This is a genomic window from Streptomyces sp. NPDC051776, from assembly GCF_040681345.1.
GTDB lineage: Bacteria > Actinomycetota > Actinomycetes > Streptomycetales > Streptomycetaceae > Streptomyces.
In genome coordinates, this window is the sequence record NZ_JBFAYQ010000001.1 from 232,418 (window position 1) to 244,841 (window position 12,424).

The window sequence follows — 12,424 nt, forward strand, 5'->3', positions numbered from 1 at the left end:
GCGCACGGCCGGAGCAGCCGCCCGGCCGTGCCGGGCACGTGGGAGGGGACGCGAGATGCAGCAAAGGCGCAGTGCGCTGGTGACCGGTGGTTCGCGGGGCATCGGCCGCGCGGTCGCGGTCCGGCTGGCGCGGGCGGGGTTCGACATCGGCTTCTGCTCGCGGTCCGCGGACGAAGCCGCCCTGGAGACGGCGCAGCTGGTCGGTGAGACCGGAGCGCGGGCCCACCACGTGGTCTGCGACGTCACCGACGCCGAGGCCGTCCGCACCTTCGTCGGCGAGGCGGAGGAGAAGCTCGGCCCGGCCTATGCGGTGGTCAACTCCGCGGGGGTGCTACGGGACCGGCCGATGGCGCTGATGGCCGCCAAGGACTGGCAGGCCGTGGTGGGCACGAGCCTGGACGGCACATTCAACGTCTGCCGCGCCGTCGTGCGCGGACTGCTCACTCGCAGGGCCGGCGCTCTGGTGAACGTCTCCTCGGTCATCGGGGTGTACGGCAACGCGGGTCAGACCAACTACGCCGCCGCCAAAGGCGGGTTGAACGGCCTCACCCGCGCCCTGGCCAAGGAGGTCGCCCCGTACGGGGTGCGGGTCAACGCGGTCGCGCCCGGATTCATCGAGACCGAGATGCTCGATGGCATGACGGCCAAGGCCCGGGAGGCGGCCCTCGGCAAGATCGCCATGGGGCGGTTCGGCAGCGCCGAATCCGTCGCGGAGCTCGTTGCGTTCCTGGTCTCCGACGCCGCCGACTACATCACCGGCCAAGTGGTGCAGATCGACGGCGGGATCGCGCTGTGAGGAGAGCGTCATGACTTCCGGCAGCAGCACGGCCGCGAGCACCGCTGCGAGCACGGCCGCGAGCACCGCTGCGAGCACGGCCGCGAGCACGGCAGCAGTGCGGGACGACCCCGACCAACCGCTACGGTCGATGTTCCGCGAGCGCTGGTTCTCCACCCTCTTCATGACCGACATGTGGGAGCGGTTCAGCTTCTACGGCATGCAGGCGCTGCTCTTCCTGTACGCGACGGCGCCCGCCTCCGAGGGCGGCCTAGGACTCTCCGACGGCACCGCCGGCGCACTGTTCGGCCTCTACATCTCCGCGTCCTTCCTGGCCGCCATGCCCGGGGGCTGGCTCGGGGACCGGGTGCTGGGCACCCACCGGGCCATGCTCTCCGGCGCCCTGATCATCATGGCCGGGCACCTGTCCATGGCCGTGCCGGCCCACACCACGTTCTATCTCGGCCTGGTCCTCGTGGCCTGCGGCACCGGGCTGCTCAAGCCCAACCTGCCCGTGATGTTCGACCAGATGAACCCGGGGGCCAGCAGCAGTCGACGGCAGGCCGCGTTCTCGCTCTTCTACATGAGCATCCAGGTCAGCGCCCTGGTCGGGCCGCTGGTGACGGGTGCTTTGGGCGAACGCGTCGACTGGCACCTGGGATTCGGTGCCGCGGCGGTCGGCATGGCCTTCGGCGTCCTCCAGTACCTGCACGGCGCCTCCTCGCTGCGTGGAGCCGCGACCGGACCCGGCCGCCCCCTGCCGCCCGGTGCGCTGCGCCGGCTGATCCGCGGCGCGTGGGCCGCCCTTGCCGCCGCCGTACTGCTGGGTGGTGCAGTGGCCCTTGCGGGCGGCCTGCCGCTGCGGCCCGTCCTCGCCCTGTGCGGACTGGCCTCGCTGGTGGCACCCGTCTGGTACTTCCGGCGGCTGCTGCGCGGCGCGGAGCTGGACGAGGCCGAGCGTATGCGGATCCGCGGCTACCGGCGCATCTTCGTGCCCTCGGTGCTGTTCTGGGCGATGTACGGCCAACTCGGCTCCGTCTTCAGCCTGTTCGCGCGAGAGCACACCGACCGCGAGATCGCCGGCTTCACCGTGCCCGCGAGCTGGTTCCAGTCCGCGCACCCCCTTTTCCTGCTGCTCCTGGCGCCGTTGTTCGCCTGGTTGTGGCTGCGGATCGGGGCACGCGCCGGGGTGGTGCAGAAGTTCACCGCGGGGCTGCTGTGCGCCGGGGGCGGCTTCGCCGTCCTCGCCACCGGGGCCTGGTTCGCCTCCGGCGGGGGCACCCTGGTGTCCGCGCTGTGGCTGCTGGGGGCCTTTCTGTGCATGACGTGCGGCGAGCTCGTCTTCGGGCCGGTGGGCCTGAGCACCACGGCGGAGTCGACTCCGGAGGGGCACGGCAGCCGGATGATGGGGCTGTTCTATCTCGGGGCGGCCCTGGGGGCAGGCGCCGGGGGGCAGTTGTCGCATCTGGTGGGCGTGCTGCCGCTCTGGATCTACCTGGCGGGCTTCGCCGCAGCAGCTGCGTTCACCGCCCTGTTACTCCGCCACAGAACGGCACGAATCTGACGTCGAGTTGCTCTGGACGAGGTCTCAAGCCCCCGGGGCCAGCATCGCTTTCGGACAGCTGCCCGACCGCTTCCGGGCACGGTGCCCGTCCGCTCACGGGCGCCACGGCCGTCCGTCCCGCCCGACCGCTCCGGGCCTTACCCGAAGGAGTCCCCATGGCGCACCGCACCCTCATCGTCGCGCGGATGGACCACGACGACGCGGACAAGGTGGCCGCGCTCTTCGCCGAGTCCGACGCGACCGATCTGCCGCACATGATCGGCGTGCAGCGGCGCACGCTCTTCCGCTTCCACGGCCTGTACTTCCACCTCGTCGAGGCGGAGGCGCCGATCAACGGCGAGCTCTACAAGGCACGCAGCCACCCGCTCTACCAGGACATCAACACCCGGCTGCAGGAGTTCATGACGCCGTACGACCCGTCGTGGCGCGAGCCGAAGGACTCCATGGCCGAGCCCTTCTACACGTGGACGCCTTGAGTATGCCGGTCCGCCGCATCCCGTCCCCGCTCATTCCGTCCCCACCTGTGGAGCACCTATGCAGACCTCCGACCTGACCAAGGTCGCCATCGACGACGTTGAGCCGAACCGCAAGCGCGGCGGCGATCTGCGTGTCCTGCTCAGCCCCAAGACCTGCGGAGCCACCTCGGGGTTCATGGGCGTTGGCACGCTTGAGCCCGGAGAGTTCGTCTCCGAGCACTACCACCCCTACTCCGAGGAGTTCTTCCACACCATCCGCGGCCGCATCCTGCTGCGGATCGAGGGCCGGGAGGTGGTGCTGGAGCCGGGCGAGTCCTTCATGGTCCCGATCGGTGTGCGCCACCGCATCGAGAACCCCGGCACCGAGCAGGCGTTCGTGGCCTTCTTCCTGAGCCCTCTGGCCCCGCGCCCCGACCTGGGGCATGTGGACTGCGAGCCGCTCCCGGGGGAGGGCACCCTGCCCGAAGTGGGGGACGTGCGATGACCGCACGCGCGGTGATCACCGGCATCGGTGTCGTCGCCCCGGGGCAGCCTGGCCGCGAGAACTTCTGGGAGATGATCGTCAAAGGCCGTACGGCGACCCGGCGCATCACCCTCTTCGATCCGGCGCCGTTCCGGAGCCGGATCGGGGCCGAGTGCGACTTCGACCCCGAGCAGAACGGTCTGTCGTACCAGGAGATCCGGCGCACCGACCGGGCCGGCCAGTTCGCGATCGTCGCCGCCCGCGAGGCCGTCGCCGACAGCGGCCTCGACCTCGGCGCCGAGGACCCGTACCGCATCGGCGTCAGCGTCGGCAACGGCGTCGGCAACGCCATCTCCATGGAGCAGGAGTACCGCACCGTCAGCGACAACGGCCGCCGGTGGCTGGTGGATCAGGGCTATATGGTGCCGCACCTCTACTCGTACGTGATGTCCAGCTCATTGGCGACCGAGGTGGCGTGGGCCACGGGCGCCGAGGGCCCGGCGACGGTCGTCAGCTCCGGCTGCTGCGCGGGCATCGACGCGGTCGGGTACGCCGTCGACCTGATCCGCGAGGGTTCCGCCGAGGTGATGGTGGCCGGCGCCACGGACGCGCCGATCTACCCGATCACCGTCTCCTGCTTCGACACCCTGCGGGCCTCCTCCACCAGCAATGACGACCCCGAGCACGCCTGCCGCCCCTTCGACCGGCGGCGCAACGGGCTGGTGCTCGGCGAAGGTTCCGCGGTCTTCGTGATCGAGGAGCTGGAGCACGCTCGGCGGCGGGGCGCCCGAATCTACTGCGAGGTGGCCGGCTACTCCGCCCGCGCCAACGGCTACCACATGACCGGCCTCCGGCCGGACGGCCGGGAGATGGGCGAGGCGATCACCGCCGCGCTCGACGAGGCCCGGATCAACCCGGAAGAGATCGACTACGCCAACGCCCACGGCTCCGGCACCAAGCAGAACGACCGTCACGAGACCGCCGCGTACAAACGCAGCCTCGGCGAGCACGCGTACCGGATCCCGGTCAGCTCCATCAAGTCGATGGTCGGGCACTCACTCGGCTCGATCGGCTCCATCGAGATCGCCGCCAGCGCGCTGGCCATCGACCGCGGCACCGTCCCGCCCACCGCCAACTACGAGGAGCGCGACCCCGAGTGCGACCTCGACTACGTGCCGGGCACGGCGCGTGAGGCCGAACTGGACGTCGTCCTCAGCGTGGGCAGCGGCTTCGGCGGGTTCCAGAGCGCGGTGGTGCTCACGTCACCGAGGAGGATCCGATGACCGCGTCCGTCATCACCGGTGTGGGTGTCGTCGCGCCCAACGGCCTGGACCGCGAGGCGTGGTGGCAGGCGACGCTGGACGGCAAGTCGGGGCTGGGCCGGATCAGCCGGTTCGACCCGTCCCGCTACCCGGTGCAGGTCGCCGGCGAGGCCACCGGCTTCGACCCGGCCGACCACGCACCCCAGCGGCTGGTCAGCGAGACCGATGCCATGACGCAGTACGCGTTCGGCGCCACGAACGAGGCCCTTGCCGACGCCGTGGTGGAACCGGACCTGATGAACGACCTGGAGATGGCGGTCATCACCGCGAACTCCTCCGGCGGTGTGGAGTTCGGCCAGCGCGAGCTGCAGAAGCTCTACACCGAAGGCCCCCAGGCTGTGGGCGCCTACATGTCCATCGCCTGGTTCTACGCGGCCACCACCGGACAGCTCTCCATCCGTCACGGCATGCGGGGTCCCTGCGGCGTGCTCTGCTCCGAGCAGGCAGGCGGCCTGGACGTCCTGGCGCAGGCCCGGCGGGTTCTGGCCAAGGGCACCCGGCTGGTGGTCTCCGGCGGAACCGACGCCTCCCTTTCCCCGTACGGGCTGGTTTGCCAGCTGTCCCATGGCAGGCTCAGCGAGGACCTGCGTCCCGACCGCGCGTTCGTGCCCTTCGCCCCCGAGGCGAGCGGTTACGTGCCGGGGGAAGGCGGCGCGATCCTCGTCGTGGAGAGCCACGACGACGCGCGCGCCCGGGGCGCGGAGCGGATCTACGGCGAGATCGCGGGCTATGCGGCCACCTTCGACCCGCGTCCGGGTTCCGGGCGGCCTCCCGGTCTGCGGCGAGCGGCCGAACTCGCCCTGGCCGACGCCGGGGTGGCGCCCGTGGACATCGACGTGGTGTTCGCCGACGGCCACGGCCTGCCGGAGCTGGACCGCCAGGAGGCCGAGGCCATCACCGCCCTGTTCGGTCCGGCCGGCGTCCCGGTCTCCGTGCCCAAGACGATGACCGGCCGGCTCTACGCGGGTGGCGCGCCGCTCGACGTCGCCGCGGCCGTGCTCGCCCTGCGCGACCAGGTGATCCCGCCCTCGGTCAACGCGCGTCCCGACCCCGGCTACCGCCTCGACCTGGTCACCGACCGTCCGCGCGAGGCCCGTCTGCGGACCGCTCTGGTCCTCGCGCGAGGCTACGGCGGCTTCAACGCCGCCGTGGTCCTCAAGTCCGTCTGAACGCCGGCACCGCTCGCACCACCCGCGCCGGCACCGCTTTTCACGTCCCCAGGAGGAACAGATGAGCACCATCAGCTTCGACGACCTCAAGGCGATCATGAGCCGTTGCACCGGCGAGCTCGACGGGAGGGAGCTCACCGAGGCCGACCTCGCCACCTCCTTCACCGAGATCGGCTACGACTCGCTCGCCGTGCTGGAGATCGCCAGCCAGCTCCAGCGCGAGTACGACCTCCAGATACCGGACGAGGCCATCGAGGAGATGGACTCCCCGAAGGCCGTCATCGACTATGTCAACGCCAGTCTGGCGGCGGTCTGACATGGCGAGCGCCACCGACAACGCGATCGTCATCAACGCGCCCATGGACCTGGTCTGGGGCATGACCAACGACGTCGAGTCCTGGCCCGAGCTGTTCTCCGAGTACGCCAAGGCGGAGATCCTCGGCCGCAAGGGCGAGACCATCACCTTCCGCCTCACCCTGCACCCCGACGAGAACGGCGCCGTCTGGGACTGGGTCTCCGAGCGCACACCCGACCCGGCCACTCGGACCGTACGGGCACGGCGCATCGAAACCGGCCCGTTCGAGTTCATGAACCTCCTGTGGACCTACACCCAGACCGACGCGGGTGTGGAGATGCGCTGGCGGCAGGAGTTCGAGGTCCGGTCCGGGCTGCCGTTCGGCGACAAGGAGATGACCGAGCGGCTCAACACCAACACCCGCCGGGAAATGACTCGGATCAAGGGACTGGTGGAGAAGGCCGCCGCGGAGCAGCGGGCGGTCAGGCAGTGACGGCCGCACTGCGGGTTCTGCTGCGGATCCGTATCACCAAGGGGCACGAGGCAGAGTTCGAGGAGCTGTGGCGCAGCCACGCGGAGACCGTCCGCGGCTTCTCCGACAACCACGGGCAGCAGCTGCTGCGCACGCCGGGCGAGCCCGGCAGCTACACCGTGCTGACGGACTGGACGGACGAGCCGTCCTTCCGGGCCTTCGAGCAGAGCCCCGAACAGCAGGCGTACCTCCGCAAGCTGTGGGCGATCCGCGCCGGTGGGGAGATGCAACTGCTCGAAGTCGTCCACGCACTGTCACCGGCCGCCACGGCCGAAGCCTGAAAAACCGGGAGGACACACATATGAGCGTGCAGCAGGAACAGGTCACCGAACTGATCGAACTCGTCGAGTCGACACCGTCCAAGGAACTCGAAGCCGCGGTCGCGGGCCGCGAGGGCGGGGTGGACGCGGCCCTGACGCTGATATTCGAGCTGCTGGTCTCGGAGTTCAACCCCGAGAAGGCCAAAGGGCAGAAGGGTGTCTTCCAGTTCGACATCGCCTCCGCCGAAGGCCAGAAGCTTCACTATGTGCACGTCGAGGGCGGCACCTGCCGCGCCGACAAGGGCCGGCACGAGAGCCCCGACATAACCATCGGCATCAAGCTTCCCGACATGCTGGCGATGGGCGTCGGGAAGCTGCCCGGCGCGAAGGCGTTCCTCACGGGCAAGCTGAAGCTGCGCGGCAGCCCGCTCATGGGCACCAAGCTGGGGGAGTGGTTCGACCACCCCGAGACCTGACGGGGCGACGACGAAGCCGCCGTCGCGCCCTGAGGCGCGGCGGCGGCTTCTCGCGTCCGGGCGGGCACCGGCAGGCGGGATCCGCCCGTCGACGCGCCCCGAGGGCACGTCAGTCGACGCCCAGGACGGACATGTGCGCGATCGAGAGCATCGCCTGCTCGTGGACCAGGGCCAGATAGGAGTCCGGGTGCGAGGGCCGCTCCGTACCGTCCAGGTACGGCACGAGCCACCCCTCCGCGTTCTGCCCGAAGCAGCGGTCCGAGAGATAGCCCACGACGTCGTAGGGGTGGCCGTCGTACTGGACGACCCGCACCAGGGTGTCGTCGTGCAGGAACAGCGCCGTGCGAACGATTGTCGGGTGCTCATCGGACAGCCGCAGGGAGGCCTGCCGGTTCGCCGTGGCGCGTGCCGCGGCCAGTTCCTCGCCGGCTCCCTTGCGCAGCGGGTAGCGCAGGGCGACCGTGCCTGCGGCGGGACGCTCGTCGGGACTGTGCTGCTCCAGCACGGTCATCAGGCTGCGGTGGAAGTGCTCCCGGAAACCCTCGGGGGTCTCGGTGTCACGGGACTCGGCGAGATACGGCAGGATCGCCCGCTCCGCCTCGTGCACGCCCTTCTGGACCGACATGTGCCGGGCTATGTGCGCGGCCCCGGCACCGTCGTGGTGGATCACCCGGACCAGGGTCTCCCCCTGGACGAACAGGCCCGTGCCGAGCAGCATCCCGACGGTCTCGCCCGAACTGTCCTTGATCACGGGGGAGTCGACCCGGGTGAAGTTGTGCGGTGAGAAGACCTCGGTGAGTTCCTCCTCGTGGCCGGGCGTGACGCGATAGGTGACGGCGTCCAGTGGCATGGCGGTTCCTCCTCTTCAGCGGCGGCGAAGGTCAGCGGGCGGCGAGAACGGCGACGGTGTCGACGGCCATGGCGAGCGCCGCCAGGCCCGTCCGCAGGCGGTGCCAGGCGCGCCACTGCGGCCGCGGATCCACCCAGGGGCCGTCGGCGGCGAGACCGCTCAGCGAGCGGTTGATCGGGACATTGCCGAGGTGCGAGACCGCCTGCACCCCGATCAGCAGCACCGAGGCGAGCGGGAACAGCACGCTGCCCGGCGCCTCGGCGAACCAGGCGAGCGCGAACCCGCTGAGCGTCACCACGTTCACCAGGATCGGCATCAACGGGTGGTAGCCCTTGCCCAGCAGGGCGTGGGCGCGCAGATACTCGGCGCGCCCCATGGCTGACATGGCGGGACCCACGCTGACCGCGACCGCGACGAAGATGCCTGTGACGGTCCCCGTCCCGGTCAGCACGATCCCGCTCAGCACTTCCTCAAGCATCACGACTCCCGATCGGTGGTGGGTGTGTCCGTCACCGTGCCGTCACCTGCTCGACTCGCTGTGGAGAGGCGCTCGACGGCGGAGTCCGCTTCCGCGGCGTGTGTGGCTCCGGCGTGCGTGTCCAGCAGGGCGGCGGCGCCCGGACGTTGATCATCGAGCCGTCTTCGAGCCCGTTTCGACCAACACCTCCGAGAGTCGAGGCAGTGGTCCGCCGCATCGGGTGGCGGTCAGGGCGGAAGGGTGAATCGTGGCCGAGCTGGTCCAGGTACTGATGCCGTTGGCACTGCTCGCCGGCGGCTTGGCGGCCGGCGGGCTGGCGATCTCCGTGCTCGCCGCCCCGTTGTTCACCACCCTGCCCACCGGGATGTACGTCCCGGTGCACAAGGGCCTCGTCACGCGCTTCGACCCGTTCATGCCCGTCTCGCTGCTGAGCTGCCTGCTGTGCGACGCGGCCCTGGTGGTCGCGGCGCGGGACACGCCCGTGCGGCTGCTGGCGGGGCTCGCCGCCCTGCTGCTGGCCTGCGCCATGACGGTCTCGCTCACCAAGAACGTGCCGATCAACCGGTGGCTGGAGACGCTCGACCCGCAGGCGCTGCCCCCGGACTTCGAGCGGCTCGACCCGCGCGAGCGCTGGATCCGCTGGAACCGCGTGCGGGGGACGCTGGCCGTCGCGGCGCTCGTCGCCAATGTCAGCGCGGCAGCGCTGCTCATATGACGCTCCCCCGTGACTCAGCCCATCACCCATCACCCATCACCCATCACCCATCACCCATCACCCATCACCATCACCTGCTCCCGGCCTAGGAGATCGTGTGGACACCATGACCGGTGTGGTCGGCCCGGCGATGACCGCCGTGCTGCCGCCCCACGTACGGCTGTTGCTGCTGACGGACGGCAAACGGATATCCCGTGTGCTGCACGTGCTCGCCGAGCTGGGCATCGCCGACGAACTGGCCGACGGGCCGCTTCCGGTGGCCGGACTGGCCGAGCGCACCGGCACCCACGCGGACTCCCTCGGGCGTGTGCTGCGGGTGGCCGCGGCGTTCGGGGTCTTCGAGGAGCAGGTGGACGGGCGGTACGCGCTCACCGACCTCAGCCAGGTCCTGCGCTCCGACGTGCCCGGCAGCCAGCGGGACATGGTGCTCTACAACGGCACCGAGATGCTCTGGCGCTCCTACGGCTCCCTGATGCACACCGTGCGCACGGGGCAGCCCGCCTTCGAGGAGGCATACGGGCACGGGTTCTTCGAGCACTTGGAGGAGAACCCGGAGGCGAGCGCCCTGTTCGACCGGGCGATGACCGGCATGAGCCGGGCCACCGCGCGGATGCTGCTCGACGGCTACGACTTCGGGCGGTTCCCCCGTATCGCGGATGTAGGCGGCGGGCGTGGCTTCTTCCTCTCCGAGGTGCTCGCCCGCCATCCGGAGACACGGGGCACGCTCGTCGACCGCCCCGCCGTGGTCGAGGAAGCGCCCAAGCTGTTCGGCGACGCGGGGGTCGCGGACCGCGTCGAGGTGGTCCCGGGCGACTTCTTCCAGGAGCTGCCGAGGGGCCATGACGCCTATGTGCTGAAGGCCGTTCTGCACGACTGGGACGACGAGCGGGCGGCCGTGATCCTCGGCCGGGTCCGCGAGGCGCTGGAGAACAACCCCGAAGGGCGGCTGCTGATCTGCGAGTTCCTCGTCGGCCCCGCCAACCAGTGGGACCGCGGCAAGCTGCTCGACCTGGACATGCTGGTTCGCTTCGGCGGACGCGAGCGGGGCGGGGAACAGTGGCGCGCGCTGCTGGCGACCGCGGGCTTCGAACTGGTCAACGACCCGGTTCCGGGGCGCTGGGCGGTCCTGGAGTGCCGCCCCGTCCCGGCCGGCCGGTGAACCGCCCCCATCCACGCGCCTGTTGCGCGGGTGACGCGGGGCCCTACCGCCACGACGGGACGCCACGGCATCACTGCTTGTGGACGACCGCGACCCGCGCTCGGCCGTCCCGCCCGACTGCGAGCCCGCGCGACTGCACCCCGCCCAAGTGCCCCGCTGCGACTGCACCCCGCGCACGTGCACCCGCCCGAGTGCGCACCTCGCCACTGCACCCCGCCCAGCCGCGGCGCCAGACCGACGACCGCACGACTGTGAACGCGACCCGAGACGACGGAGGAAGCCATGGAACTTCGACTCGTGGGCAAGAACGCCCTCGTCACCGGTGGTACCCGGGGCATCGGCCGGGCCACCGTACTGGCCCTGGCCAAGGCCGGTGCCACGGTGGTGACCTGCTACCGCACCGAGGGCGAGGCCGCCGACAGCCTGGCCCGTGAACTGAAGGAGCTCGGCGGGGACCACGCCCTCGTCCGCGCGGACGTCGGTACGGCCGAGGGCGTCGAGGCGGTGCTCGCGGAGTGCCGCAGCCGCTTCGAGCGCCTCGACATCCTGGTCAACAACGCCGGTGTCATCAGCCAGATCCCGTTCGCCCAGCTCCCGTTCGAGGAGTGGGAGCGGATCGTCACCACCAACCTCACCGGCCCCTTCATGGTGATCAGCAAGGCGCTGCCGATGCTGCGCGAGGGCTCCTCGGTGATCAACATCGGGTCACGCGGCGCCATGGCCGGAATCCCGCTGCGCGGCCACTACACCGCCTCCAAGGCGGGGCTGGTCGGGCTCACCCGCTCGCTGTGCAAGGAACTGGGCGGCAAGGGCATCCGGTTCAACGTGGTGGCACCGGGGGTCATCGACACCTCCGAGCCGGACGAGTTGACCGAGGAGCAGCGTGCCGCGTACAACGAGCGCTATCTGCGCATGATGGCGCTCGGGCGGTTCGGGCGCCCGGACGAGATCGCCGGCGCCGTCCTCTTCCTGGCCAGCGACCTGTCGACGTACGTGAACGGCGAGACCCTGCACGTCGACGGAGGTGTCTGAGATGACCGCGGAGCGGGTCGGGGCGTTTCGCGTCCTGCTGACCGTGCAGGTCAAGCCGGGCCTGGAGGCGGACTTCGAGAAGGTGTGGGCGGAGGGCAGCAAGGAGGTCACCGCACAGCCGGCGAACCTCGGCCACACCCTGGCGCGCAGCGCGCGGGAGGAGTCCGTCTACTACGTGGTCAGTGACTGGACGGACAAGGACTCCTTCCTCGCCTTCGAGAGCAGCCCGGAGCACATTGCCCACCGGGAGAAGCTCCACCCGTACCGTACGGGCGGCTCGCTCGCGATGATGCATCTGGTGGAGGTGGCCTGATGAGCCGGGCGCCGGGACGGGTCCGGGTGCTGCTCCACCTCCGGGCCGCCGAGGCCGATGTGCCCTCGGTGGAGCAGGCGTACCACCGCATCAGCAAGGACCTGGCGGGCACGCCGGGGCTGCTGGGCAACGAGCTGTTGCGCGAGGTCACCGATCCGGGGGCCTTCGCGGTGCTCAGCGAGTGGGAGAGCCTGGCGGCCTTCCAGGTCTGGGAGTCCGGCTCGGCGCACCGGGGGACGACCTCCCCGCTGCGGCAGTACCAGGACGGTGAACGGCCCCGCCCCTTCGCCCTGTTCGAGGTGGCCGCGGAGTACTGACGCGGCGAGCGTGACGCGATGACGGCCGTGCCGTGGGGAGCATGCGCTCTCCGCGGCACGGCCGTCCTCGTATGCGTTCCGAGTGGTCAAGGCGGTGTGTCCGGGGCCGGTGGCAGACAGCCAGGCGGCTGGCTGGCAGGCGGGCGGCTGGCAGGCGGGCGGCTGCCGGTGCGAAAGCGCATGAAGAAGCGAGCACCCGGGCCGTGCTTTCGGCAACCGGGTGCCCGC

At 70.7% G+C, this 12,424-nt stretch carries 17 protein-coding genes; 15 read left to right on the forward strand and 2 right to left on the reverse strand.

Features of this window, described 5'->3' with window-relative positions:
• Positions 1 to 55 precede the first annotated feature (55 nt).
• The 10 genes from fabG to AB0M26_RS01055 all read left to right on the forward strand — a co-directional run bounded on the left by fabG (position 56) and on the right by AB0M26_RS01055 (position 7,332).
• Positions 56 to 796: a 3-oxoacyl-ACP reductase FabG gene (fabG, locus tag AB0M26_RS01010; protein ID WP_365252408.1), complete on the forward strand. Its 741-nt coding sequence runs from the start codon at positions 56 to 58 to the stop codon at positions 794 to 796.
• A 10-nt stretch (positions 797 to 806) separates the two neighbouring features.
• A complete protein-coding gene (locus tag AB0M26_RS01015) occupies positions 807 to 2,339 on the forward strand; it encodes a peptide MFS transporter (protein ID WP_365252411.1) in 1,533 nt (510 codons plus the stop codon).
• A 155-nt stretch (positions 2,340 to 2,494) separates the two neighbouring features.
• Positions 2,495 to 2,815, forward strand: coding sequence for a TcmI family type II polyketide cyclase (locus AB0M26_RS01020; RefSeq protein ID WP_365252414.1), 321 nt, complete (start codon positions 2,495 to 2,497; stop codon positions 2,813 to 2,815).
• 58 nt (positions 2,816 to 2,873) lie between these two features.
• Positions 2,874 to 3,299 (forward strand): cupin domain-containing protein, encoded by a 426-nt coding sequence (locus AB0M26_RS01025; RefSeq protein ID WP_365252417.1) that lies wholly within the window; start codon positions 2,874 to 2,876, stop codon positions 3,297 to 3,299.
• Entirely contained in the window at positions 3,296 to 4,561 is a 1,266-nt protein-coding gene (locus tag AB0M26_RS01030; protein ID WP_365252420.1) for a beta-ketoacyl-[acyl-carrier-protein] synthase family protein, read from the forward strand. The genes AB0M26_RS01025 and AB0M26_RS01030 overlap by 4 nt, the downstream gene beginning before the upstream one ends.
• Positions 4,558 to 5,769, forward strand: a complete 1,212-nt coding sequence (locus tag AB0M26_RS01035; protein ID WP_365252423.1) for a ketosynthase chain-length factor — start codon at positions 4,558 to 4,560, stop codon at positions 5,767 to 5,769. The genes AB0M26_RS01030 and AB0M26_RS01035 overlap by 4 nt, the downstream gene beginning before the upstream one ends.
• 61 nt (positions 5,770 to 5,830) lie before the next feature.
• Positions 5,831 to 6,085, forward strand: a complete 255-nt coding sequence (locus AB0M26_RS01040) for an acyl carrier protein (protein WP_365252425.1) — start codon at positions 5,831 to 5,833, stop codon at positions 6,083 to 6,085.
• 1 nt (position 6,086) lies between these two features.
• Positions 6,087 to 6,557: an SRPBCC family protein gene (locus AB0M26_RS01045; RefSeq protein WP_365252427.1), complete on the forward strand. Its 471-nt coding sequence runs from the start codon at positions 6,087 to 6,089 to the stop codon at positions 6,555 to 6,557.
• Positions 6,554 to 6,877, forward strand: coding sequence for an antibiotic biosynthesis monooxygenase family protein (locus AB0M26_RS01050; RefSeq protein WP_365252430.1), 324 nt, complete (start codon positions 6,554 to 6,556; stop codon positions 6,875 to 6,877). The genes AB0M26_RS01045 and AB0M26_RS01050 overlap by 4 nt, the downstream gene beginning before the upstream one ends.
• A gap of 20 nt (positions 6,878 to 6,897) precedes the next feature.
• Complete coding sequence (locus AB0M26_RS01055) at positions 6,898 to 7,332, forward strand: SCP2 sterol-binding domain-containing protein (protein WP_365252433.1); 435 nt, start codon at positions 6,898 to 6,900, stop codon at positions 7,330 to 7,332.
• Positions 7,333 to 7,441: 109 nt separating this feature from the next.
• Here AB0M26_RS01055 and AB0M26_RS01060 read toward each other — a convergent pair whose 3' ends face one another.
• Positions 7,442 to 8,182 (reverse strand): SchA/CurD-like domain-containing protein, encoded by a 741-nt coding sequence (locus AB0M26_RS01060; RefSeq protein WP_365252436.1) that lies wholly within the window; start codon positions 8,180 to 8,182, stop codon positions 7,442 to 7,444.
• A 31-nt stretch (positions 8,183 to 8,213) separates the two neighbouring features.
• Entirely contained in the window at positions 8,214 to 8,660 is a 447-nt protein-coding gene (locus tag AB0M26_RS01065) for a DUF1772 domain-containing protein (protein WP_365252439.1), read from the reverse strand.
• Between the two features lie 247 nt (positions 8,661 to 8,907).
• Here AB0M26_RS01065 and AB0M26_RS01070 point away from each other — a divergent pair, with 247 nt between their 5' ends.
• The 5 genes from AB0M26_RS01070 (at position 8,908) to AB0M26_RS01090 (ending at position 12,196) form a co-directional block, all read left to right on the forward strand.
• Positions 8,908 to 9,375: a DUF1772 domain-containing protein gene (locus AB0M26_RS01070; RefSeq protein ID WP_365252442.1), complete on the forward strand. Its 468-nt coding sequence runs from the start codon at positions 8,908 to 8,910 to the stop codon at positions 9,373 to 9,375.
• A 106-nt stretch (positions 9,376 to 9,481) separates the two neighbouring features.
• Positions 9,482 to 10,534, forward strand: a complete 1,053-nt coding sequence (locus tag AB0M26_RS01075; protein ID WP_365252989.1) for a methyltransferase — start codon at positions 9,482 to 9,484, stop codon at positions 10,532 to 10,534.
• Between the two features lie 282 nt (positions 10,535 to 10,816).
• Complete coding sequence (locus AB0M26_RS01080; RefSeq protein WP_365252444.1) at positions 10,817 to 11,566, forward strand: 3-oxoacyl-ACP reductase family protein; 750 nt, start codon at positions 10,817 to 10,819, stop codon at positions 11,564 to 11,566.
• Position 11,567: 1 nt separating this feature from the next.
• Positions 11,568 to 11,879: an antibiotic biosynthesis monooxygenase family protein gene (locus AB0M26_RS01085; protein ID WP_365252447.1), complete on the forward strand. Its 312-nt coding sequence runs from the start codon at positions 11,568 to 11,570 to the stop codon at positions 11,877 to 11,879.
• On the forward strand, positions 11,879 to 12,196 hold the full coding sequence (locus AB0M26_RS01090) for an antibiotic biosynthesis monooxygenase (RefSeq protein WP_365252450.1): 318 nt from the start codon (positions 11,879 to 11,881) through the stop codon (positions 12,194 to 12,196). Before AB0M26_RS01085 ends, AB0M26_RS01090 begins: the two co-directional genes overlap by 1 nt.
• Positions 12,197 to 12,424: the final 228 nt, after the last annotated feature.

Excerpts from the sequence above, each read along its gene's own strand:
- AB0M26_RS01080 (WP_365252444.1), top strand. The coding sequence starts at position 10,817 with ATGGAACTTCGACTCGTGGGCAAGAACGCCCTCGTCACCGGTGGTACC.
- AB0M26_RS01030 (WP_365252420.1), top strand. The coding sequence starts at position 3,296 with ATGACCGCACGCGCGGTGATCACCGGCATCGGTGTCGTCGCCCCGGGG.
- AB0M26_RS01035 (WP_365252423.1), top strand. The coding sequence starts at position 4,558 with ATGACCGCGTCCGTCATCACCGGTGTGGGTGTCGTCGCGCCCAACGGC.
- AB0M26_RS01065 (WP_365252439.1), bottom strand. The coding sequence starts at position 8,660 with ATGCTTGAGGAAGTGCTGAGCGGGATCGTGCTGACCGGGACGGGGACC.
- AB0M26_RS01025 (WP_365252417.1), top strand. The coding sequence starts at position 2,874 with ATGCAGACCTCCGACCTGACCAAGGTCGCCATCGACGACGTTGAGCCG.
- AB0M26_RS01045 (WP_365252427.1), top strand. The coding sequence starts at position 6,087 with ATGGCGAGCGCCACCGACAACGCGATCGTCATCAACGCGCCCATGGAC.
- AB0M26_RS01075 (WP_365252989.1), top strand. The coding sequence starts at position 9,482 with ATGACCGGTGTGGTCGGCCCGGCGATGACCGCCGTGCTGCCGCCCCAC.
- AB0M26_RS01060 (WP_365252436.1), bottom strand. The coding sequence starts at position 8,182 with ATGCCACTGGACGCCGTCACCTATCGCGTCACGCCCGGCCACGAGGAG.
- AB0M26_RS01015 (WP_365252411.1), top strand. The coding sequence starts at position 807 with ATGACTTCCGGCAGCAGCACGGCCGCGAGCACCGCTGCGAGCACGGCC.
- fabG (WP_365252408.1), top strand. The coding sequence starts at position 56 with ATGCAGCAAAGGCGCAGTGCGCTGGTGACCGGTGGTTCGCGGGGCATC.
- AB0M26_RS01055 (WP_365252433.1), top strand. The coding sequence starts at position 6,898 with ATGAGCGTGCAGCAGGAACAGGTCACCGAACTGATCGAACTCGTCGAG.
- AB0M26_RS01020 (WP_365252414.1), top strand. The coding sequence starts at position 2,495 with ATGGCGCACCGCACCCTCATCGTCGCGCGGATGGACCACGACGACGCG.
- AB0M26_RS01085 (WP_365252447.1), top strand. The coding sequence starts at position 11,568 with ATGACCGCGGAGCGGGTCGGGGCGTTTCGCGTCCTGCTGACCGTGCAG.
- AB0M26_RS01090 (WP_365252450.1), top strand. The coding sequence starts at position 11,879 with ATGAGCCGGGCGCCGGGACGGGTCCGGGTGCTGCTCCACCTCCGGGCC.
- AB0M26_RS01040 (WP_365252425.1), top strand. The coding sequence starts at position 5,831 with ATGAGCACCATCAGCTTCGACGACCTCAAGGCGATCATGAGCCGTTGC.